Raw genomic sequence first — 21,219 nt, forward strand, 5'->3', positions numbered from 1 at the left:
ACCGCTCCGCGTTTTAGAGCACGCAGCGCTTTCAGCTTCATGCGATTGCCGCCTTCAATAGTGCGATGTGTCTGAGCCTTGCTCCATCAAGAGACAATTCGGCCCGTTTTTCTGGCCGGAGTCTTTAAGGGCTCTGCTTCATGAGCGCCGCCGTCGGCGATCAGTTGCGACTCGGGACCTTCGTGGCCAGTCTTTAATACTGGCTTGGTATTGTTCGGCCTGTTTCGGGGGTGCGTCACAGTCGTCCGTCACCATGGTTCCGGCGTTGACGAGAGGGCGCGCGGCACCATTTCTGCAACGTCGGCGCTGCGCCTGCCTTTGCTGAAGGATCACGCGTGTCCGCTGTGAAAACGGCGTCAGACGCCCTTTCAAACAAGAGAATTCAGCGCGCCGCCTGCAGAACCCACTTGCCGTAAGGCGCTGGGCTTGGCACGGATGCGCGCATGACCGCCACTCGCTCCCTGTGCGCCGCCACGCTTCTGGCGACATCCGTCACGTTCGCCGTCGGCGCCCATGCGGCCGATACGGCGACCACGCCGCCGCATCATCACCATCATCACTACGCAGAGGCGGCTGCTTCCGCGAAGTCGGTGGCCACCAAGCCGCCCGCCGCCAAGGCGGCGCATGGCGCGCACGCACATCACGCGGCGCATGAAGGGCGCCCCAAGGCGAAGCATCCGGCCACGCCAGAGGGCGCGCATAAATCCGCTGCCCACCATCATCCGGCGAAGCATCCTCTTCCGCACCACCATGCGGCTCCGGCCGCAGGCTCTGTTGCCCCGACGCCCATGCCCATTCCGGACGGAGCGCCGGCTCCGCAGCAACCAGACGCCAGCGCGCCAGCAGCGGCTCCCGATGCGCAGAAGGGAACGAATACCGGTCTGCCCCTGCCGCGTTATGCGGCCTTCCGAGCCGACGAAGTCAACATGCGGGCCGGACCGGGGCAGCGTTACCCTATCCAGTGGGTGTATCATCGTCGGGGGTTGCCGGTGGTGATTGAGCGCGAATTCGACGTCTGGCGCCTGGTCGAGGATTCGGACGGCGTAAAAGGGTGGGTGCATCAGGCGACGCTGGTTGGATCGCGAGATTTTGTAGTGCCCGGCGCAAGCCCCGAAACCCCGGCGGCAACACCCGGCGCCCCACAGCCTCAGACGGGGCCTCAATCGTCAACCGGACATGCGGACCAGCCGCCCGCAGGGCACATGGAACCGCGCGTCATCGGGTCTGTGGCGACGGAGGCCGACGCCTTGAAGACGTCCGGCGCAGTGATGCTGCGCGCGTCAGGCGACGACACCGCCCCGGTCGTCGCGGTGTTGAAACCTGGCGTGGTCGGCACGTTACGCACCTGTGCGGCGGGCTCTGCCTGGTGCAAGGTGTCGGTGCGCCAATACGATGGCTGGCTGCGTCGCTCTTCGGTCTGGGGCGTATCGGCCGACGAGGCGTATCCGCCTTCCTGATGCGTTCGCGCCGCCCTGCCTCTGACGAACGGCGCGGCGGACAGCGTCCCGAGGGCATACCAAGGGAGGTCTAAAAGCATGGCGGCTTTGCAGTGCCGAACGAAGATCGTCGCGACGTTGGGTCCGGCGTCCTCGACGTACGAAGTCATCCGCGATCTTACCCTCGCGGGAGCTGACGTCTTTCGTTTCAATTTCTCGCACGGTTCGCATGAAGACCACGCGGCCCGTCACAAGATCGTTCGGCAGGTTGAGGCTGAGCTCGGCAGGCCGATCGGGATTCTGGCCGATGTGCAGGGGCCGAAGCTCCGGGTCGGCGTGTTCGCCGAAGGCCGCGTGGTGCTGGAGCAGGGTGCGCCGTTCCGCCTGGATCTCGACCCGACGCCCGGCGATACGACGCGCGTCAACCTGCCGCATCATGAGATCATCGCTGCGGCGCGACCGGGCAGCGCGCTGCTGCTCGACGACGGTAAGCTCAAACTTACGGTCACGCACGTTGGTCCGGATTTTCTCGACACCGAAGTGACCTTCGGCGGCCCGCTGAGCAATCGCAAGGGCGTCAACGTCCCGGACGTGGTGCTGCCGATCCCGGCGCTGACGGAAAAAGACCGAGCCGATCTGGCGTTCGCGCTCGATCTTGGCGTCGATTATGTGGCGCTATCGTTCGTTCAGCGCGTTGAAGACGTGCTGGAGGCGAAGACCCTTACTGACGGCCGGGCCTGGATTATGACCAAGCTCGAAAAGCCGCAGGCCATGGACAATCTGGAAGCGATTCTCGCGGCCTCCGACGCCGTCATGGTCGCTCGTGGCGATCTCGGCGTCGAGTTGCCCCCGGAAGCCGTGCCGCTTGCGCAAAAACGCATCATTCGTCTGGCCCGCACGCTAGGCAAGCCGGTGGTCGTCGCGACGCAGATGCTGGAGAGCATGATCTCGGCGCCCACGCCGACGCGGGCGGAAGCCTCAGACGTAGCCACGGCCGTTTTCGACGGCGCGGACGCGGTGATGCTTTCGGCGGAATCGGCTGCCGGTCAATATCCGCGCGAGGCGGTGACGATCATGAACCGGATCGTGCAGCGCGTGGAGGCTGACGCAGGCTGGAGGACGTTGATGCAGGCCGGGCGACTGGAGCCCGAGCATTACGTGGCTGACGCGATCGCTGGCGCTGCACAACAAGTGGCTGCGACCATCGGCGCGAGTGCGATCATCGCCTACACTCATACCGGCCCGACAGCCTTGCGCGTCGCCCGCGAGCGGCCGATGTCGCCTATTTTGGGTGTCACGCCGACCATCGACACGGCGCGCAGGCTTGCGGTCGTATGGGGCGTGCAGCCTCGGGTCAGCAATCCGGACAAGCCCGTGCGCGACGCGGAGACCATGGTTTCCACGGCGCTCGATATCGCAATCGGCGGTGGTTTCACGAAGCCGGAAGAGTCCATCGTCATTGCGGCGGGTATGCCGTTTGGCGTCAGCGGTTCGACCAATACGCTGCGCGTGGCCAAGGCGCCGAAGGCTGCCGGATAACGTGAAGGCTGCCGCGCCGATGGTGGCTCTTCGGCGCGACCGGGCCTAAGAAGGGGTAAATCTGGCGCGTGAGGGCGGATCGACCCTCACGCGAGCATTACAGGCGCGGCATGAACACGACACGACGATACTTCGGCACCGACGGAATCCGGGGCACCGCCAACACTTCTCCCATGACGGTTGAGGTGGCTCAGAAGCTGGGACAGGCGGCGGGGCTGCATTTCAGGCGGGGCTCGCACCGCCATCGAGTCGTGGTGGGCAAGGACACGCGCTTGTCCGGTTACATGATCGAATGCGCGCTGGTCGCCGGATTCCTTTCGGCCGGTATGGACGTGACGCTGGCGGGGCCGATGCCGACGCCTGCCATCGCCATGTTGACGCGCTCGCTGCGCGCAGACCTCGGCGTCATGATCTCTGCGTCGCACAATCCATTCGGCGACAACGGCATCAAGCTGTTCGGGCCGGACGGTTTCAAATTGTCGGACCGAGAGGAGACGACTATCGAGGCGCTGATGGGCGCTGACCTGTCGTCACGTCTCGCCTCGCCGTCCGAGATAGGACGCGCGTCCCGCCTTAACGACGCCGCCGGAAGGTATGTCGAGCACGCCAAGGCGTCCTTTCCGCGTGGCCGCCGTCTGGATGGCTTGAAGATTGTCATCGACTGCGCTCACGGCGCAGCATATCGCGTTGCGCCGACTGCTCTGTGGGAACTCGGCGCGGACGTCATTCGCATTGGCTGCGCGCCGGACGGCGTAAACATCAACGAGGGGTGCGGCTCGACGCACCCGGAATCGCTCTGCGAAGCGGTGGTGGCGCACGGTGCGGACCTGGGGATCGCCTTGGACGGCGACGCAGACCGGATGCTGCTTGCCGACGAAACGGGACGGCTGATCGACGGCGATCAGATTATCGGACTGATCGCCCGATCGTGGGCTGCGCAGGCCAGGCTGGCTACGCCTTCAGTTGTGGCGACGGTGATGTCCAATATGGGGCTGGAGCGCTTTCTGTCCTCGTTGGGCCTCGATCTCGTCCGGACTGCGGTCGGCGATCGCTACGTCGTGGAGCGTATGCGGGAGGGTGGCGCGAATCTGGGCGGGGAACAGTCCGGACATGTGGTGCTTTCGGACTTCGCAACGACCGGCGACGGGCTGGTCGCGGCGTTGCAGGTTCTCGCTGTGCTGATCGAGGACGGACGTCCGGCCAGCGAAGTTTGCAGCGTGTTCACGCCATTTCCGCAAAAGCTGAAAAATATCCGTTTTGCCGGCCCCAGCCCGCTGAAGCTTCCGGATGTGGAAGCGGCGCGGGACGCCATTGTCGCGAGGCTTGGCGATGGCGGACGGCTTGTGTTGCGCGAAAGTGGCACGGAGCCGCTGGTGCGGGTGATGGTCGAGGCCGAAGACGCCGCCATCGTGGAAGCGGCTGTCGACGATATGTGCGCCGCGATCCAGAACGCCCGCGTTCCGGCCTGACCCTTGCAAGGCCGGGTTCTCAGTATCGCGGGTAGCGACTCTGGCGGCGGGGCCGGGATTCAGGCCGATCTGAAGACAGTCACGGCTTTGGGCGGTTTCGCGATGACGGCGGTAACCGCCCTGACCGCACAAAATACTGTGGGTGTTTTCGGCGTGGTTGAAACGCCTCCAGAGTTTTTGAGAACGCAGATTCGATGCGTGCTCGACGACATAGGAACGGACGCGTTCAAGAGCGGGATGCTGGGCGGGGCCGATAAAATCGCGGTTGTGGCTGAGGAAATCGCCGCCTATCGCACGGTTCCGTTCGTTCTCGATCCGGTGATGATCGCCAAGGGTGGCGCCGCGCTTTTGCACGACAACGCCGTTGACGCCCTGATCGGGGCTCTAATGCCGTTGGCGACGGTGATCACGCCCAATATCCCTGAGGCCGAGCGGCTGATCGGTCGCCGCATCGTCGACGAGCGCGATATGGCGGAAGCCGGGCGGCAGTTGCGCGCGCTGGGAGCTTCTGCGGTTCTGGTGAAAGGCGGTCATCTGCCGGGGACGATATTGACGGATGTGCTGATCGCCGACGGTGTGGAGGAGGCGTTTACCGCTCCGAGAATCGAAACCCGGCACACGCACGGGACCGGGTGCACGTTGGCCAGCGCCATAGCCACGCGGCTGGCGCAAGGCCGTTCGTTGCGAGACGCCGTGGTGGACGCGCGCGCTTATCTGCGCGCGGCGATCGAGAGCGCGCCGGGGTACGGCGCGGGGGCCGGCCCGCTCAACCACGGCGTAGCGATTACTGAAATCGCGTGTGGTTGACGCCTCGTATTGCGATCAGGCGGCGAACTGGTCGAGGTTCGCCAGTTCGCTGACCTGTTCCGCCGTTTCGACGCCGGGTCTCTGGTTGGGTTCGCGCAGCATATAGCCGCGCCCCCAGACGGTGGTGATGAGATTGCCCGCTCCGGCCGCCTGCAATTTTTTTCGCAATTTGCAGATGAATACGTCGATGATCTTCATCTCTGGTTCATCCATCCCGCCATATAAGTGGTTGAGAAAAGCATCTTTTGTAAGAACCATGCCTTTGCGGAGGACCAGAAGCTCCAGAATCGCGTATTCCTTGCCCGTCAAATGGACCGGAGCTTCGTCAACCTTGACTTCCCGGCTGTCGAGACTGAGGCACAGAGAGCCGATCCGCAGCGTGGGCTCGCTGAAGCCCTTGGAGCGACGCAGGATCGCTTGCATGCGAGCGATCAGCTCCTCTGCGTCGAAAGGCTTCGTCAGATAATCGTCCGCGCCGACAGAGAAGGCTTTAACCTTCGCTTGCGGGCGCGTCAGGCTGGATAGAACGATGATCGGCGTGGTCACTCGGGCGGCGCGGACGCGGCGGACGACTTCATAGCCCTCCATGTCGCGGAGCATCAGTTCGAGTACCGCGAGATCATAGTCGTAATGCCGCAACATTTCGATCGCCTCTTCGCCCGCGGCGACGTGATCCACTGTGAAACCAGCGCTTTTCATGATTTGGGCGATCTCCCCGACCGCGCCCATATCGTCCTCAACCAGCAATACACGCATTTTTCGCCCCCCCCCCGGTGTGGCGTTGATCAATTGTTACCATTTATGGTTGTATGTGTCCAAAGAAATTTCTCGTAAAGCGTGTATAAAGACATCTATGTGATGATAAATATAGAAACATTGTTTTATTTTTGATCAAATTTCCGGACAAATATCGATTTTTTGGGAGATTTGCTCGTGTCCATGAGTATTCTTGATCGAATATCGGCAACTTGTGCGTGTATTCCTGCTGCTGTTGCTACTGCGAAAATCGCATCGATTTCAGGCCTTGCGGTGACGGTGAACGGTCTCGCGGGGTTGGCCAGTATCGGCGATCGCGTAACGATTGTGCGTAGAGACGGGTCGGAGACGCTGGCGGAGATAGTGGGCTTCTCGGCGACGACCGCACGGGCGATGGCGTTTGGCAGCCTCGATGGCGTCGGCGCTGGAGCAGAAGTGAGGTTGCCTGTGTTCATCGGCGCCCGGGCGCCAACGCCGGGAGGGAGTCTTCGCGTGTCGGACGGGTGGGTTGGACGCATCGTCGATCCGCTCGGTCGTCCGCTGGACGGCAAGGGCCCCCTTCCGCCGGGTCCTGAATGGCGAGCCGTGAGGGCTGCGCCGCCCGACGCCACTCTTCGTGCGCGGTTAGGGCCGCGGATCGATCTTGGCGTCCGCGCCATGAACCTGTTCACCACTTGCCGTCAGGGGCAGCGGCTCGGTCTCTTCGCCGGGTCCGGTGTCGGCAAGTCGACGCTTCTTTCCATGTTGGCCCGTAACACCGCATGCGACGTATCCGTCATCTCTCTGGTCGGAGAGCGCGGGCGTGAAGTCCGGGAGTTCGTGGAGGATGATCTCGGCCCCGAAGGGCTGGCGCGTTCTGTCGTAATCGTCGCGACGTCGGACGCGCCTCCGCTGATGCGACGAGAGGCGGCTTACGCGGCGACGGCCGTGGCGGAGTATTTCCGCGACCGGGGCAAGTCGGCGTTGCTCTTGATGGATAGCGTCACACGTTTCTGTCAGGCGTTGCGCGAGATCGGTCTTTCCACGGGAGAGCCCCCCGCGACCCGTGGCTATCCTCCCTCGGTGTTCGCCGAACTGCCCCGATTGCTGGAGCGCGCGGGGCCGGGACTGGCTCAGGCGGACGGAGCGGCAGGGCAGATCACGGCGCTGTTTACGGTTCTGGTGGAGGGAGACGACCACAATGAACCTGTCGCCGACGCCGTAAGAGGCATTCTGGACGGGCACATCGTGCTCGACCGCAAGATTGGCGAGGCAGGTCGTTATCCCGCTATCGACGTGCTGCGCTCTCTCTCCCGTTCCGTGCCGGGTTGTAATTCCGGTGCGGAGAATGCACTGACCCGTCGCGCTCGAAGTCTGATGTCAGTGCACGCGGATATGGCCGATATGATTCGGCTCGGCGCCTATCGACCCGGTTCGGATCCCAGAGTTGATGAAGCCATCGCTCTGGTTCCCGGGATCGAGACTGTTCTGGCTCAGGATCGCCGCGAGCGCTCCACTTTGTCAGCTTCATTCGACGCTCTGCGCGACGTCCTGCGCGAAGAGCCTGTTCCTGTCGACGTCACGCCCTCCTGATGCGTCGCAGTCTTTTCCACCTTAACTCAGGACAATTGTCATGCCTTCCTCGGCTCTTCCTTCCTTGCGGCGTCTGAGAAAACAGGAGCTGGAAGAAGCACAAACGATGCTGGCCGCAGCACAGGCGCGCGCGATGATCGCGGCGGACGCGGTAAAAATCGCCGAACAGAACCTGCTCAACGAGCGGGAGGCGGCGATGGATTTCTCCGCAGACGATCACGTGGTCGAAGCGTACTCGCGGTGGCTGCCGGTCGGCCGCGCTGCGCTGGAACGGGCCCGCGGCCTCGAGCAGGATGCGGCGATGGAGGTGGAGGCGAGCCGGACCCGCCTGACGCTCGCACGCGCGGCGTTCGAGGCGGTTGAAAAGCTGATGGAGATCAGGCGTCAGGAGAAAGAGGCGGCCAGTCGCCGGAAAGAGCAGAACACGCTCGACGATATTGCCGGTCGCGTGCGGTCCGCGTCGGAGCCGGAACCGGAGTGAAGGCTTAGCGGTCCGACTGCCCGGCAGAGCTTTTCTGGTCGCCTGCTTTTCCGGCGCTGCCCCCTGACGCATGACGGTCGTGACGGGTAAGAATGGCGCATGCCAGCAGGAGTCGGGAAATGACCGTCGCACAAGTCGAACTGCCTACCCGTGTCGACACGGAGCGGCTGGCGCGCGTCATCGCGGGTCTTGCGCGTCCTGGCGACGCGATCCTGTTGTCCGGACCGCTAGGGGCGGGGAAAAGCGTTTTCGCGCGTGCCTTTCTGCGCGCCCTGCATGACGATCCGACGCTGGAGGTTCCCAGTCCGACTTTCACTCTTGTCCAGATGTATGAGAGTCCCGACGTGGTCGCCGCGCATTTCGACCTGTGGCGCCTTGATGGACCCGATGCTCTGGAGGAGCTCGGGTGGGATGACGCGCGGGCGGGGATCGTGCTCGTTGAATGGCCCGAGAGGCTTGGGGCGCTAGCACCCTCGGGTGCGCTGCATGTGACGCTGACGCCCTCTCTGGCAGAATCCGTAGAGGATTTCACCGCTGAAGACGCGCAGCGTATCGCACTGCTGGAAGGGTGGCCGGATCGCGATCCGGCCGGTCGTTGGGTCGACGGCGAGGGCGTGTTGTGACCGGCGCTTCAGGCGTTTTCACGATCCCCGCGCATCTGCGTTTTCTTGACGAAATCGCGGCGCGTTGGGCGGCTGGAGTTGATAACGACGTCGAGCGCATCGGCGACGGCGCTATTCTTTTACCAGGTCGACGTGCGGCCCGCGCCCTGACCGAGGCGTTCTTGCGTCATGCTGACGGGCGCGCTGTTCTGCTGCCCCGCATCATGCCAATCGGCGGGCTGGACGAGGCGGAGATTGCGCTGGGGAGTTCCGACAGTCTGCTTCTGCCTCCGGCCGTTCCGACAATGCGACGGTTGGCGGTTCTGACGCGGCTGGTTCTTCAGGCCGGGCAGGCGTTTGGAACGCGCCCGACGCTGGATCAGGCTTGGCCTCTTGCGCGGGCGCTGGCCGATCTGATGGACGAGGCTGAATGGGCAGGCGTCGATCTTGCAGAACGGCTCCCGGACGCAGTCGAGGATGGGTTCGCAGATCACTGGCGGGTGACGCTGGATTTCCTGCGCATCGTCACGGCGGCGTGGCCGCAATGGCTCGAAGAGCAGGGTTTGATGAACCCGGTCGCGCGGCGGATCGCGCTTCTGAGGGCGCAGGGGCGTTACTGGGAAGGCGCGGGCGCGCTGTCGGGGCAGGACGGGCGCCTTTGGGCGGTGGGATTCACCGATGCGCTGCCCGCCACCGTGGACGCCCTGCGCGGCGTGCTGGCGCATCCGGCCGGATTGCTGGTCGTGCCCGGTCTCGATCTCACGATGGATGACGAGAGTTTCGCTGCCCTTCCTGACGGACACCCACAGAACGGGTTGTCACGGTTACTTGCCGACCTGGACACGACGCGCGGCGACGTGACGCGTTGGGACTCGATTTTCGGGGGCGAGGAGGAGCGCGCGCGCGCCGGGATCGCCGGTCGGGCGACGACGATCGCCCGCGTGTTGCTGCCTGCCACGGCGCTGGGGGATTGGACTGCGAATCAGGAACGCGGATCCTGCGCCGGGCTGACGCGCCTGACGCCGGCTGATCAGCAGGAGGAAGCGGCCGCCATTGCGTTGGCGTTGCGCGCGGCCATCGAGACGCCGGGGCGGCGGGCGGCGCTGGTCACCCCGGACCGCACTTTGGCCGCGCGGGTGGCCGCCGAGTTGCGACGTTGGGACGTGCTGGCGGACGATAGTGCGGGCGAGCCTTTGCTCTCCACGCCGCCCGCCACGTTGCTGCGCCTTGTCGCGCAGGCGACCGACAGCGCGCTGGCGCCCGTGGCGCTGCTCGCGCTTTTGAAACATCCTCTGGTTGCATGTGGATTTTCTGTCGGAGACTGTCGCGCTTCGGCGCGCCTTCTGGAGCGCCGTCTCTTGCGCGGGCCAGCGCCGGCGCCCGGACTCGCCGGGCTGCGCGCGCGGCTGGCGTCGGTGCGCGGAGAGCGGGCCGACCGGGACGACGGCTCCTCGGCCGATCGCCCCGACAGCCCGGCGTCGCTCGACATTTTTCTCGATACGCTCGACAGATGTCTGGTTCCGGCGCTCACGGCGGCGGCGGAAGGCAGGCCCCTTCCCGAGCAGGTCAAGGCGTTACTGGAAACCGTCGAGGCGTTGGCGACGACGGCGGAGACGTCGGGCGCCGAGCGGCTGTGGCGTGGAGAAGAAGGCGAGGCTCTGGCGCAGCGATGTTCGGAGTTGATCGCTGCGACGGATATCCTGCCGCCCCAGCCCTGGGCCGTGCTCGACGGACTGCTCTGCGCCGTGTTGAGCGAAGACCGCGTCGCGACCCGGCGCGTATTGCGTGGGCGGGATGATGCGATCCTGACTCTGCATCCGCGTGTCTTTATCTGGGGTTTGACGGAAGCGCGTTTGCAGAGCGTCGAGGTGATGGTGCTCGGCGGCCTGGTGGAGGCGGTGTGGCCGCCTGCGACCGATCCGGGGCCGTGGCTAAGCCGCCCCATGCGCGCCCGTGTCGGGTTGCCGTCTCCGGAGCGCGCCATAGGGCAGGCCGCGCATGATTTCGCGTCCTGCGTCGCAGCGGCTGACGAGGTGATTTTATCCACGCCCGGACGCAGGGATGGCGCGCCTGCGGTGCCCGCCCGCTGGCTGGTGCGGCTCGATGCGTTTCTCGCCGGGCGTGGGCAGTCTTTGCCCGAACATCCCGCTCAGGCGTGGCTCAAGCGGCTTGATCGTCCGGAAGGAGCCGCCGTTGCGGCGGCTCCGCCGCAGCCGCGTCCGCCGCTCGCACGTCGTCCACGCAGGTTGAGCGTCACCGAAATCGAGACCTGGATTCGTGATCCTTACGCAATCTATGCGCGACATGTGCTGCGCCTGCGGCCTCTTGATCCACTGGAGCAGTCTGTCGACGCCTCGGATTACGGAACTCTGGTGCACGCGGCGCTTGATCGTTGGTTGCGTGAAATTGGTGTCGGGTGGCCGCACGATGCACAGGCGCGTTTGCGCGGGATTTTCGAAAATTGCCTTGATGAGGCAGGCTTGCGGCCAGCGCTTGCCGCATGGTGGCGTCCTCGGCTGATGCGGATCGCGGACTGGGTGGCCGAGGCGGAAGGCGTGCGTCGTGGGACGGGCGCACCGCGCGCCATCCTGACGGAGGCGTCCGGGCTGGCGACGATCACCGACGCGCCGGGCGGCGCGTTTCAGTTGAAGGGCCGCGCCGACAGGATCGACCTTTTCGACGACGGTTCGGCGGCGCTTCTCGATTACAAGACTGGCTCGGTTCCGAGCGGAAAAGCCGTTCTTGAAGGCTGGAGCCCGCAACTTCCTCTGGAAGCGGCAATGTTGACGCGCGGCGCTTTTCCGACCGTCACGGAGAAGGCGATCGATGCGGAGCTTGTCCCTTCGGCCCTGCTGTACTGGCGTCTGACGGGAGGCGCGCCGCCCGGCGAGGAGACCGCCGTTACGTCAAAGGTGGACACTGTGGGAGAGCTCGCCGAGCAGGCTTGGGAAAGTTTGCGTCGTCGCGTTATGGACTACGACAATCCGGACCAACCCTATCTCTCGCATCCGCATCCGGGACAGGAGCCTCGGTTCGCGGATTACGCGCAGCTTGCGCGCGTCGCGGAATGGAGCGCCGCGCGTGAGGAGGGCGGGGAATGACGCGGACGGCTATTGAAATCGCCTGCGCGGAGCAGGATGAAGCGTCTGATCCCTGTGCTTCGGTTTTTGTGTCCGCGTCGGCGGGGAGCGGCAAGACGAAGTTGCTGATCGATCGTCTGCTGCGGCTGATGCTGCCGCGTGTGAACCCTGACGATCCGGGCGGTCCGTGGTTGCCGGGCGCAGATCCGGGGCGCATCCTGTGCTTGACGTTCACCAAGGCGGCCGCTGCGGAAATGGCGATCCGGCTTCAGCGCACGCTTGGCGCGTGGGTGACGTTGCCTGATGAGAAACTGGACGCAGCCTTGCGTAGCCTTCGTGCGCCAGTGGCGGCGCGTGCGCAGGCGCGGGCCCTGTTTGCGCGGGTGCTGGACATGCCTGGCGGCATGAGGATCGGCACGATTCACGCGTTCTGCCAGTCCCTGCTGCGACGTTTCCCGCTTGAGGCGGCGATCAATCCGCATTTCCAGCTTATGGAGGACACCGACGCGTCGCTTGCGTTGCAAGATGCGACGGAAACCGAACTGGCGCGTTTGCCGCCCGCGATGGTGGGCGCACTCGCATCCCAGATAGGATTGCGCGATTTTGTCGAACTGGTGACCACGCTGAAGAGCGCGAAGGCTGCTCCCCGCGCGCTGGAGCTGGCGTGTAGAGATCCCGATGGTTTGCGGCGGGGTCTGTCGCGCGCGCTTGGCGTCGGAGAGGACGCGTGGGGCGATGCAGACGCCGATCCGCTGCTTGCGGCTTGCACGAATCTTCCGGGCGAGGCGGGATTGCGCAGCGCCATAGCGCTTGTCGCGGCGGAAGGCGCGGAAAGCGCGAAGAAGATGGCTGCGTCCATGCTGGACTGGTTGTCGCAGCATCCGCCGGAGCGCGTGGCGCGTTGGGCGGACTGGCGGGGTCTGTTTCTGACCGGCAAGGGCGAGCCGAGAAAAAACGCCGGACTCAACAAAAAATTGCTCGATGCGCACGAAGACGTTCTTGCGCCGTTTGAGGCGGAGGCCGCCCGGATTCTCCGCGTGGAGGAAGTCCGCCGTGCACGCGTGTTGATCGCGTTGACTCTCGCTCTTCTGGGCGCAGCGGCCCCGGTGATCGAGTCTTACGGCGCGCGCAAATCTCTTCTTGGGCAAGTGGAATATGACGATCTGATCGCCCGCACGCTCGGGCTGCTGCGCGATCCGGGTTCGGCGTGGGTGCTCTACAAGCTGGACGGAGGCGTCGATCACCTGCTGCTGGACGAGGTGCAGGACACGTCGCGCGTGCAATGGGAGATCGCGGGAGGTCTGACCTCCGAGTTTTTTGTGGGAGAGGGCGCCCGCGACCCAGCGGCTGGACCGCGCACGGTTTTCGCTGTGGGCGACTACAAACAGTCCATCTATGGATTTCAGGGCGCCGATCCAGACGCTTTTCGTGACTGGCGGAAGATTTTCGAACGACGGGTGCGCGATGCAGGCAGCGAGTGGCGGGAGCCGGCGCTGAACGTGTCGTTTCGCTCTACGGCGCCGGTTCTGAAACTCGTCGACAATGTCTTTGCGCATCCTCTGGCCGCCCGTGGCGTCAGCGACCCGGGTCAGCCCGCGCCGCATCACGAAAGCGCGCGGCCGGGACAGGGCGGTCGCGTAGAGCTATGGCCTCTGGCGCCTCGTGTGGAGCAGGGCGGCGAAGACGCGACGTCGGATATGGACGCCGCGCTTGATCCGTGGGCTGCGCCGACGCGCAATGCGGGGCTCGTCTCTCCACCACAGCGACTGGCCGATACGTTGGCGCGCTGGATCGCAGCGGAGTTGCTGAAGCCGCCCGCGCCGGGCGAGCGACAACTGACCCCGGGAGACGTGCTTGTGCTCGTGCCCCGGCGCTCCGCCTTCGTGCGAGCGTTTGTTCGCGCGTTGAAATCTGCGGACGTGCCGGTCGCGACGCTGGTGCGCACGGGCCTGGCCGATCAGACGGTCGTGCAGGATTTGATGGCGCTTTGCGACGCGTTGCTGCTGCCGCAGGACGATCTGACGCTGGCCTGCGTGCTGACCTCGCCGCTCGGCGGGCTTGCCGACGAAAGCCTGATGGCGTTGGCCATGGAGCGGCACGAGGGCGAGCCGCTGTGGACCGTTCTACGCGAGCGTCATGCGCAACGGTCTGACTGGACGGCGGCCTGGCATACTCTGTCGGGTCTGTTCCGGCGCGTGGATTACCTGTCTCCCTATGGACTTTTGTCGGAAGCCCTGGGCGCGTTCGGTGGACGAGCGCGTCTGCTTGCGCGTCTTGGGCCAGAGGCAGGGGAGCCGATCGATGAGTTGCTCTCGGCCAGTCTCCGCTACGAAGACTCTCATGCGCCTTCGTTGCAGGGATTCCTGCACTGGCTCCGGCAATCGAACGAGAGCGTGAAACGGGAGCCCGAGGCGAGCAGCGATGCTGTGCGTGTGATGACGGCGCACGGCTCCAAGGGGTTGCAGGCGCGGCTGGTGATCCTGCCGGATACGACCGGTTCGCCGCGTGCGGAATCCCGCCTGTTGTGGCTGGACGACCGTCTTGGTCCCCTGCCGGTGCTGACGCCGCGCAGCGATCTGGGGACGGAGGCGACGCGGGCGCTCCGCGAAACGATGCGGGTGAAGGCGGCGGAGGAATATAACCGGCTGCTTTACGTCGCCCTGACCCGCGCAAGCGATCGCCTGGTCGTGTGCGGGTGGGAGCCACGCAAACTGCAGGAAGAGAGCTGGTACGCACGGTGTCTGGCGGGTTTCGAGGCTGCGGGGGCTGCCGCCGAGCCATCCGGGCTCGGGTGGGGCGGCCAATATCTGGTGATCGAGGAGCGGGCGACGGTCGAGGCGAAATCCGCCGTCGCCGCGCCGTCAACGCCGCCGCCTCCCATGCCGACGTGGATGGGCGCCGCCCCCGACTGGCGTCCTGCTCCGCCGCCCCGGGAGCCTGCGCTCGCCCGGCCGCTCAGCCCCAGCCGACCGGACGACGTGGGTATGGGCGAACGCCCGGCTTCCCGCTCCCCGCTGGAGGTGGCGTCCATTACGCCCGACGCCGCGCGTGAGGCGGCGTTCAGGCGCGGCGCGCTTGCGCACGCCCTTTTGCAGTTTCTCCCTGACCGACCGGCAGCCGACCGTACCCAGGTGGCTTATGACTGGTTGCTGAGACCGGGCAACGGTCTGGACGAAGGCGAGGCGGCGCGGCTGGTGGCCCGTGTGCTGGAAGTGATGGAGCACGCCGAACTGGAGCCGCTCTTCGCGCCGGAAGCCCGAGCGGAGCAGCGCCTTGCTGGTGTGGTGCGCGGCAATGTGGTGGTGGGACAGGTCGATCGTATGCGCGTCCTCGACGACACGGTTATGATCTGCGACTTCAAGACCAACCGTCGTCCGCCTGTTTCTGTCGAGCGCACGCCGGTTCTCTATCTGCGCCAGATGGCGGCTTATCGCGACTTGCTGCACGCTCTTTATCCGGGCCGCGCCGTGAAGTGCAGTCTGGTCTGGACGGAAGCGCCGATGGTCATGGAACTGCCTGACGCACTTCTGAACGAGCATGGGGGCGTGTGACGATGCGGGATTTCGGCCTTCGGTAAATTTTGAAGGATTTTTTCTGAGACTTTTCGGATTCACGTCGGACGTTTTCGCTGGGGCTGACGTGAAGCGTTACTATCGCACGTTTATGGTGTGCGGAGCATGGGTCTCGAACCGAACCTGTCATTCGTCTCGCACAAAATGGAGACTTGGTCGTGGGTTCGACGCGAGGCGTTGCCGAAGCCGGAGCAGAACAATAGGCGCGTCGAGTGTCCTTTTTTTGCGGCTTCACGTTTCGGGGGAGTGGGCAGCCTTCTGGCGGGTGGCGTAGGCTGCTGGACATCGCGTAATCATTTTGTGATCATTATGTTTTATGCCGCCGGATCAGGAAATTCACTCATGACGATCACGAGACGCGCGATGATTGCGCTCGCCGCTGGCGCCGCCGCGCCGCCTCGTTTCACAAGCGCCGCGTCGCCGAAATCCGTCTGGTGGCAGGAGGCGGTGTTTTACGAAATATACCCGCGCTCGTTCCAGGACGGGAATGGCGACGGGATCGGCGACTTCATAGGCATGTCTGACCGCGTGGATTATCTCGCCGATCTTGGCGTTGACGCGATCTGGGTCGCAGCGTGTTTCGACAGCCCGAACGCCGACAACGGCTATGACGTAAGCGACTATCGTAAAATCATGCCTGATTTCGGCAGGATGCGGGATTTTGACAATTTTCTTGAACGTGCAAAAAAACGTGGAATACGCGTCATTCTGGATATGGTTTTCAACCATACCAGCGATAAGCATTCATGGTTTATGAAAAGCAGCTCGTCAAAAGACAGTTTTTATCGCGACTTTTACCACTGGCATGACGGTAGAGACGGCACTGCGCCCACCAACTGGCGTTCAGCGTTTGGCGGCCCGGCCTGGACGCTGGATTCGCGCACCAATCAATATTATCTGCATACGTTTACGAACAGACAGCCTGATTTGAATTGGGAAAACCCGCGTGTCAGAAGCGAGCTGTATGCAATTCTGAAGTTCTGGTCGGACAAAGGGGTCGATGGCTTTCGTTTCGATGCGATCACCAGCATTGCCAAGCCGTTAGAACTTTATGACCTCTCGGCGCAGGATATTGCTGCGGGTCGCTCTTTCGCCGATCGTGGCGAGCGTTTGCACGCCCATCTGCGTGATATGTCCGCTCATTGCAACGCCGATTCCAGACTTTACTTTGTGGGGGAGACATGGGGCGCGGATCGCAATCTGTTCGTTGAGCTGACGCAGGCGGATCGTCACGAACTCTCCGCAGGATTTCCTTTCGACTTCCAGATGAAGGATATTGAAGACGGTTGGCGCAAGCTGCCCTGTAAATTGTCGGATTTGCGCGCCTTCAACGCCGGGAACGCGTTTGACGATAAACTCGGTGTCTGGCCAGTAGTCTGGCTTGAAGATCACGACTTTCCTCGCTCAGTCTCCCGTTACGGGTCGCAAACGCCCGAGTTCCGATCGCGGTCGGCAAAAATGCTGGCGATGATGCTTCTGTCGTTGCGCGGTACGCCGTTCCTTTATCAGGGGCAGGAAATAGGCATGGAAAATTACCCCTTCACGTCGATCGACCAATTTAATGACGTCACCGCGCATAATGTCTGGAGCGAACAGGTCGGCGGCCATCACGTAACGGCGGCTGACATGTTGGTCAATCTTGCGGCTACAACACGGGATAATGCGCGTACGCCCATGCAGTGGGATACGACTCGCAACGCAGGGTTCTCGACCGGAACTCCATGGATGCTGGTCAACCCGGATTATCGGACGATTAACGTCGCCGCGCAGATAGACGATCGTAACTCCGTGTTTGGCTTCTATAAGGCAATGATAAGGACCAGAAAAACTCAACCGGCGTTGGTCCATGGAAAGTATCGCGACGTCTCTCCAGATAATGGCGCGATTTACGCCTTTCGACGCGAACACCCTGCGGGCGATACGCTGACGATCATGAATTTTTCGGATTCCCCCGAAATGTTCCGCATTCCCCAGGGCGTGAAACCCGCCAGAGTTCTGATTGCGAACATGCCGGAGCGCTCGATTGTAGAGCCGTCTCTGACGCTGGAACCGTGGGAAGGCATGATTATCGCGGTTTAAGGGGGATTCATTGGAAAGCGCGCCACCGGGCGCTCGGCCTTACGGGCATTTGGCGCAACAGACGCTATTTGAAGGGACGCCGAAAACGTGAAGTTTTTGTGACGCGGTTGAGTCTAAAGCCTTCCCTGCGCAAACGTATCGGCCTTTCAGGCGCTAACGCTCACGACAGGTTAACCCAATGTTGCATCTTGCCAGGCGCTCGTTTCTGTCGCTTTCCGTCGGAACGTCTCTGTTCGCCGTCAACGGCGCCCGAGGCGCCGCCCCTGCTCGCCCGCCGATGTTAGCTCATGAGCCGTTTACGTTCCTGTTCATAACCGACACGCACCTGCAACCGGAATTAAACGCCAATGGCGGATGCCATATGGCCTTCAGGAAAGCGAAAACAGTTCCGGCTGACTTTGCGATTCAAGGTGGCGATCATGTGTTCGACGCCCTTGGCGTCAACGCGGGTCGGGCGACGATGCTGCTCGACCTGTACCGCCGCACGGCGGACGATCTGACCTTGCCGGTGCGCCATACGATCGGCAACCACGATTGCTTTGGCGTCTATACCAAAAGCGGCGCGCTGCCGACGGACCCTATGTATGGCAAGAAATATTTCGAAGACAATTTTGGACAACTTTACTACGCGTTCGATCACAAGGGCGTTCACGTCGTCGTGCTGGATTCAATCGGAATCACTGCTGACCGAGCCTATGAGGGAAGGATCGACGCCGCGCAAATCGCGTGGTTGTCGCAGGATCTTGCGGCGCAACCTGCGGGAACGCCCATCATTGTCGTCACGCACATCCCGCTTGTCACGGCAATCGAAGATTACGCTGCGCCGCCGTCCATTCCTCCGGCCCATCATGGCTTGTCAGTCGTCAACGCCTATGAAGTGCTGCCGCTGTTCGACCATTACAATGTGATCGCTGTATTTCAGGGACATACCCATGTTCTCGAGCGTGTGGAATGGCATGGCGTTCCCTACATCACAGGCGGCGCGGTTAGCGGCAACTGGTGGCATGGCACGCGGTATGGCACCCCGGAGGGGTTCATGGTGGTGGACGTTGCGGGCGGCAAGGTGAGCACCCGTTACGAAACCTATGGATTTCACAGCGTCGATCCACATAACACCTGAAGCAGCTGCGCATTCCGTACCGGCGCCTGTTTCGGTTCGTCTATTCTGGAAAACTCCAGGACGCCGGAGCTGCGGACTGAATCCGGGGTGGATGGACGCCAGAGAAATTACGCCGCAGAGGCGTGCCGCCGCCGGGGCATTTCTCGTGCCGCGATGAAGTGGATGCGATCGTCGTTACATTGCGCTCTGTTCTTGCGGTAGTTGAAAAGCGTTCCTTACGGTGAAACTTCGCATGGCGGCTCGTTGAGGGGGACCCCCGTGAAGGCCAGCGGATACAACCCGCGACTGGACGCGTAAGCGCTTATCTCATCGGCCGAGGCGCGACCTGGTTCGGGGCAGAGCTTCAGTGTGGCGCCCGGCACGCCGATCGCTTCACAGGACGGTTGGAGCGCGTCCACGATATCGGAGCGCCCGACCAGAATCTTTCCTCCGCGCATAACCAGCATTTCGTCCTGAGGCGTCGCCCGCACAACCTTGTGGACGTTCTGATGCTCGGGGTCGGCGAAGAGGACGAGGTCTGCGCGTTTGCCCACAGCGATATCCCCGATCGCCGCCTCCGCGCCGGCAACATGCGCGGCGTTATGCGCCACCATCCGCCAGAGTTCGCGGTCGCTCAGTGCGTCGTGCAAGTGCGCGTGATTATAGTGCAGCGCACACGCCAGTTCGCGGTTGAGGTTCATGGAGCCGGACGGGAGCCAGTCAGATCCCAGAGCGATTGTAATGCCGCGTTTTCTGGCGGCGAGAATATCGAGCGTCCTGCCGTAGAGCGACAGATTGCTCCGTGGAGACCAGACGATGCTCGCGCTTCTGGCGGCCACGAGATCGAGGTCCTGAGGCGTGAGGGCGACTGCGTGAATGAGAGCCGCCTGTGGCATGAGCCAGTCGTTGCTGACGCCCCCGCCGCCGGGTTGCGGCGTGACGTCGTAAGACGTCGAACTCTGGCAACGAAATTCGTTGCGCGCCGCCTCGTCGCGACCTTCGGCGACGTGGGCGAGAAAGGCGCTGGTCGCAGCTACCTGCGCGCGGGTGGCGGGGTGGTGGCCGTAATCGCAATCCCGCGTTCTCATGACGCCGGATGCGTCATCAAGAGGGAAAATATTGTAGGTCGCGGGTGTGATATCGAGAGATTCCAGGCCTGCTCGGAAGTCGAGATTGCGCAGCAGACCCGGCGCCATGCGTTCGGCGACTGTGGAGGTCGCGCCGCCGACCAGAAAGCGTAATTCGCTCCAGCTCAGTGAGAGCGGATCGCGATTGGGTTTGAAATCTTCCAGTCGTTGATGGCCGTCCAGCCCTGCGCGCCATTCGTGGCGGTGGGCGAAGCGCTCTCCCGTATCGGGCTTCGGCGGCGTATCGTTGAAGTCCAGATGATCATGCGTGTTGATAAAGCCCGGTGACAGAACGGCGTCAGTGCAGATTATGCGCGTCGCGGTCGGTGGCGTCGGGCAGTGAGCGGCGACGCAATCGATCCGGCCGTCGGGATCGATGCGAACGTCGCCCGGCGTGAGAACGCGGTCTTGGGCGAGAATGGTCGCCTGTATCAGGGTCTCGCCAATGCCCTTGTGTATCTTGCACGCAGGCTCCGCTTGCACGGCGACGGGAATGAGCAGGATAAGCCAGATAATTCCACGGGGAATCATGAGCGCAGGGCCTTGAAGACCTGCGTGCGAAATTTCTCGGCAGATCCTCTGGAGCATATGGCGACGTTCGGCGGCAGGGCGTCGCCGGTGTAGATATGTGTTCCGCCGAACACATATTCGCCGCGCGTTTCTGCGCCGTTCAACTCCACCTTGACGTTGACCGCTTCGAACTCCGACGCCACCGATGGGTCGAGCACCATCGCGGCGGCGAAAGGGTCGGCGTAGGTGGCGCCCGGCTTATGGCGCTGCTCGGTTTCAAATTTAAGCCGCTCGGCGTTGGATTTCAGGAAAATTTCGCTTTTCTGGGTGCCGAAAGTCCTGATGTGGTCGAAGTCCGCCTGCGTCAGCATCTCGGTCGGACCAAGGCCGCCGGTCATGGCGATCTGAAGCCCTGAGCGCAGGACGATATCTGCCGCTTCAGGGTCCACCATCGCGTTAAAACTCACCGCAGTGCCAATTCCCTCATAACGACCGCCGACTATGACGACACCACGCGCCTTGCGGGCAATGGAGGGATCGAGCAGCAGGGCCAGGGCAATGTTTGAGAGGCCTCCGAGAGCCAGCAGAACGACTTCTCCCGGGTGCGCCGAGACGATTCTGGAGATGGCGACGGACGCATGCTCCGGGGCCGGTCGCAGGGCGACTTCAGGCACAACCATATCGCCGAGACCGTAGCGACCGTGGATAAAGCCGGCCGCCGGGTAAGGACGGTTCAGCAGCGGGTGGTCAACGCCGCGATGAACCGGAATTTTTCCATTGGTCAAAGTTTGCGAGAGATAAAGGGCGTTTCGAACCTCCTGCTCATATCCGATGTTGCCGGGAGCAACGGTGATGGCCTCGGTCGTGATCCGGGTGGAACTGAGCATCATCATGATGGCGAGAAGATCGTCGGTGCCCGGATCGGTATCGATGACGACGCGGCGCACGTCCTGCAGCCAGAGAAGGCTGGAAAGCGGATGGCCCAGCACCGTCCAGGCCGTCTGCCCCAGGACACGGCCGGACGACAGCAATCCTCCGGCCATCAGCGCGGCGCCGTTCAGAAAATGCCTGCGATCAAGGAGCATGTTTT

At 63.3% G+C, this 21,219-nt stretch carries 14 protein-coding genes; 11 read left to right on the forward strand and 3 right to left on the reverse strand.

Annotated features, from left to right (window positions below):
- Positions 1-443 precede the first annotated feature (443 nt).
- From J2D73_RS00290 to thiD, 4 genes are all read left to right on the forward strand, one after another.
- Entirely contained in the window at positions 444-1,457 is a 1,014-nt protein-coding gene (locus J2D73_RS00290) for an SH3 domain-containing protein (RefSeq protein ID WP_207878308.1), read from the forward strand.
- A gap of 78 nt (positions 1,458-1,535) precedes the next feature.
- Entirely contained in the window at positions 1,536-2,975 is a 1,440-nt protein-coding gene (pyk, locus tag J2D73_RS00295; protein ID WP_207878310.1) for a pyruvate kinase, read from the forward strand.
- A 110-nt stretch (positions 2,976-3,085) separates the two neighbouring features.
- Positions 3,086-4,444: a phosphoglucosamine mutase gene (gene glmM / locus J2D73_RS00300; protein ID WP_207878312.1), complete on the forward strand. Its 1,359-nt coding sequence runs from the start codon at positions 3,086-3,088 to the stop codon at positions 4,442-4,444.
- A 3-nt stretch (positions 4,445-4,447) separates the two neighbouring features.
- Positions 4,448-5,251, forward strand: coding sequence for a bifunctional hydroxymethylpyrimidine kinase/phosphomethylpyrimidine kinase (gene thiD, locus J2D73_RS00305; RefSeq protein WP_207878314.1), 804 nt, complete (start codon positions 4,448-4,450; stop codon positions 5,249-5,251).
- 15 nt (positions 5,252-5,266) lie between these two features.
- On the opposite strand, the gene ctrA is transcribed toward thiD, so the two are convergent.
- Positions 5,267-6,007 (reverse strand): response regulator transcription factor CtrA, encoded by a 741-nt coding sequence (gene ctrA, locus J2D73_RS00310; protein WP_207878316.1) that lies wholly within the window; start codon positions 6,005-6,007, stop codon positions 5,267-5,269.
- Between the two features lie 183 nt (positions 6,008-6,190).
- Here ctrA and fliI point away from each other — a divergent pair, with 183 nt between their 5' ends.
- From fliI to J2D73_RS00345, 7 genes are all read left to right on the forward strand, one after another.
- The gene (gene fliI, locus J2D73_RS00315) at positions 6,191-7,579 is read left to right on the forward strand and encodes a flagellar protein export ATPase FliI (protein WP_207878318.1); all 1,389 of its coding nucleotides are present in this window, start codon (positions 6,191-6,193) and stop codon (positions 7,577-7,579) included.
- A gap of 40 nt (positions 7,580-7,619) precedes the next feature.
- On the forward strand, positions 7,620-8,060 hold the full coding sequence (locus J2D73_RS00320) for a flagellar FliJ family protein (RefSeq protein ID WP_086642833.1): 441 nt from the start codon (positions 7,620-7,622) through the stop codon (positions 8,058-8,060).
- A gap of 119 nt (positions 8,061-8,179) precedes the next feature.
- Entirely contained in the window at positions 8,180-8,683 is a 504-nt protein-coding gene (gene tsaE, locus J2D73_RS00325) for a tRNA (adenosine(37)-N6)-threonylcarbamoyltransferase complex ATPase subunit type 1 TsaE (RefSeq protein WP_207878320.1), read from the forward strand.
- On the forward strand, positions 8,680-11,763 hold the full coding sequence (addB, locus tag J2D73_RS00330) for a double-strand break repair protein AddB (protein WP_207878322.1): 3,084 nt from the start codon (positions 8,680-8,682) through the stop codon (positions 11,761-11,763). Before tsaE ends, addB begins: the two co-directional genes overlap by 4 nt.
- The gene (gene addA, locus J2D73_RS00335) at positions 11,760-15,293 is read left to right on the forward strand and encodes a double-strand break repair helicase AddA (protein ID WP_207878324.1); all 3,534 of its coding nucleotides are present in this window, start codon (positions 11,760-11,762) and stop codon (positions 15,291-15,293) included. Before addB ends, addA begins: the two co-directional genes overlap by 4 nt.
- Before the next feature lie 363 nt (positions 15,294-15,656).
- Entirely contained in the window at positions 15,657-17,393 is a 1,737-nt protein-coding gene (locus J2D73_RS00340; RefSeq protein ID WP_207878326.1) for an alpha-glucosidase, read from the forward strand.
- 178 nt (positions 17,394-17,571) lie between these two features.
- Complete coding sequence (locus tag J2D73_RS00345; protein ID WP_207878327.1) at positions 17,572-18,513, forward strand: metallophosphoesterase family protein; 942 nt, start codon at positions 17,572-17,574, stop codon at positions 18,511-18,513.
- Between the two features lie 215 nt (positions 18,514-18,728).
- Here the strand turns inward: J2D73_RS00345 and J2D73_RS00350 are convergent, their stop codons facing one another.
- Positions 18,729-20,150 (reverse strand): amidohydrolase family protein, encoded by a 1,422-nt coding sequence (locus J2D73_RS00350; protein ID WP_207878329.1) that lies wholly within the window; start codon positions 20,148-20,150, stop codon positions 18,729-18,731.
- The gene (locus J2D73_RS00355) at positions 20,147-21,214 is read right to left on the reverse strand and encodes a nucleoside hydrolase (protein WP_207878331.1); all 1,068 of its coding nucleotides are present in this window, start codon (positions 21,212-21,214) and stop codon (positions 20,147-20,149) included. The genes J2D73_RS00350 and J2D73_RS00355 overlap by 4 nt, the downstream gene beginning before the upstream one ends.
- Between the last annotated feature and the right edge of the window lie 5 nt (positions 21,215-21,219).

The organism is Acetobacter sacchari, from assembly GCF_017377715.1.
In the GTDB taxonomy this organism is placed as follows: Bacteria; Pseudomonadota; Alphaproteobacteria; order Acetobacterales; family Acetobacteraceae; genus Acetobacter; species Acetobacter sacchari.

Coding starts and splice junctions, on each gene's coding strand:
- J2D73_RS00290 (WP_207878308.1), top strand. CDS start 444: ATGACCGCCACTCGCTCCCTGTGCGCCGCCACGCTTCTGGCGACATCC.
- pyk (WP_207878310.1), top strand. CDS start 1,536: ATGGCGGCTTTGCAGTGCCGAACGAAGATCGTCGCGACGTTGGGTCCG.
- glmM (WP_207878312.1), top strand. CDS start 3,086: ATGAACACGACACGACGATACTTCGGCACCGACGGAATCCGGGGCACC.
- ctrA (WP_207878316.1), bottom strand. CDS start 6,007: ATGCGTGTATTGCTGGTTGAGGACGATATGGGCGCGGTCGGGGAGATC.
- fliI (WP_207878318.1), top strand. CDS start 6,191: ATGAGTATTCTTGATCGAATATCGGCAACTTGTGCGTGTATTCCTGCT.
- J2D73_RS00320 (WP_086642833.1), top strand. CDS start 7,620: ATGCCTTCCTCGGCTCTTCCTTCCTTGCGGCGTCTGAGAAAACAGGAG.
- tsaE (WP_207878320.1), top strand. CDS start 8,180: ATGACCGTCGCACAAGTCGAACTGCCTACCCGTGTCGACACGGAGCGG.
- addA (WP_207878324.1), top strand. CDS start 11,760: ATGACGCGGACGGCTATTGAAATCGCCTGCGCGGAGCAGGATGAAGCG.
- J2D73_RS00340 (WP_207878326.1), top strand. CDS start 15,657: ATGACGATCACGAGACGCGCGATGATTGCGCTCGCCGCTGGCGCCGCC.
- J2D73_RS00345 (WP_207878327.1), top strand. CDS start 17,572: ATGTTGCATCTTGCCAGGCGCTCGTTTCTGTCGCTTTCCGTCGGAACG.
- J2D73_RS00350 (WP_207878329.1), bottom strand. CDS start 20,150: ATGATTCCCCGTGGAATTATCTGGCTTATCCTGCTCATTCCCGTCGCC.
- J2D73_RS00355 (WP_207878331.1), bottom strand. CDS start 21,214: ATGCTCCTTGATCGCAGGCATTTTCTGAACGGCGCCGCGCTGATGGCC.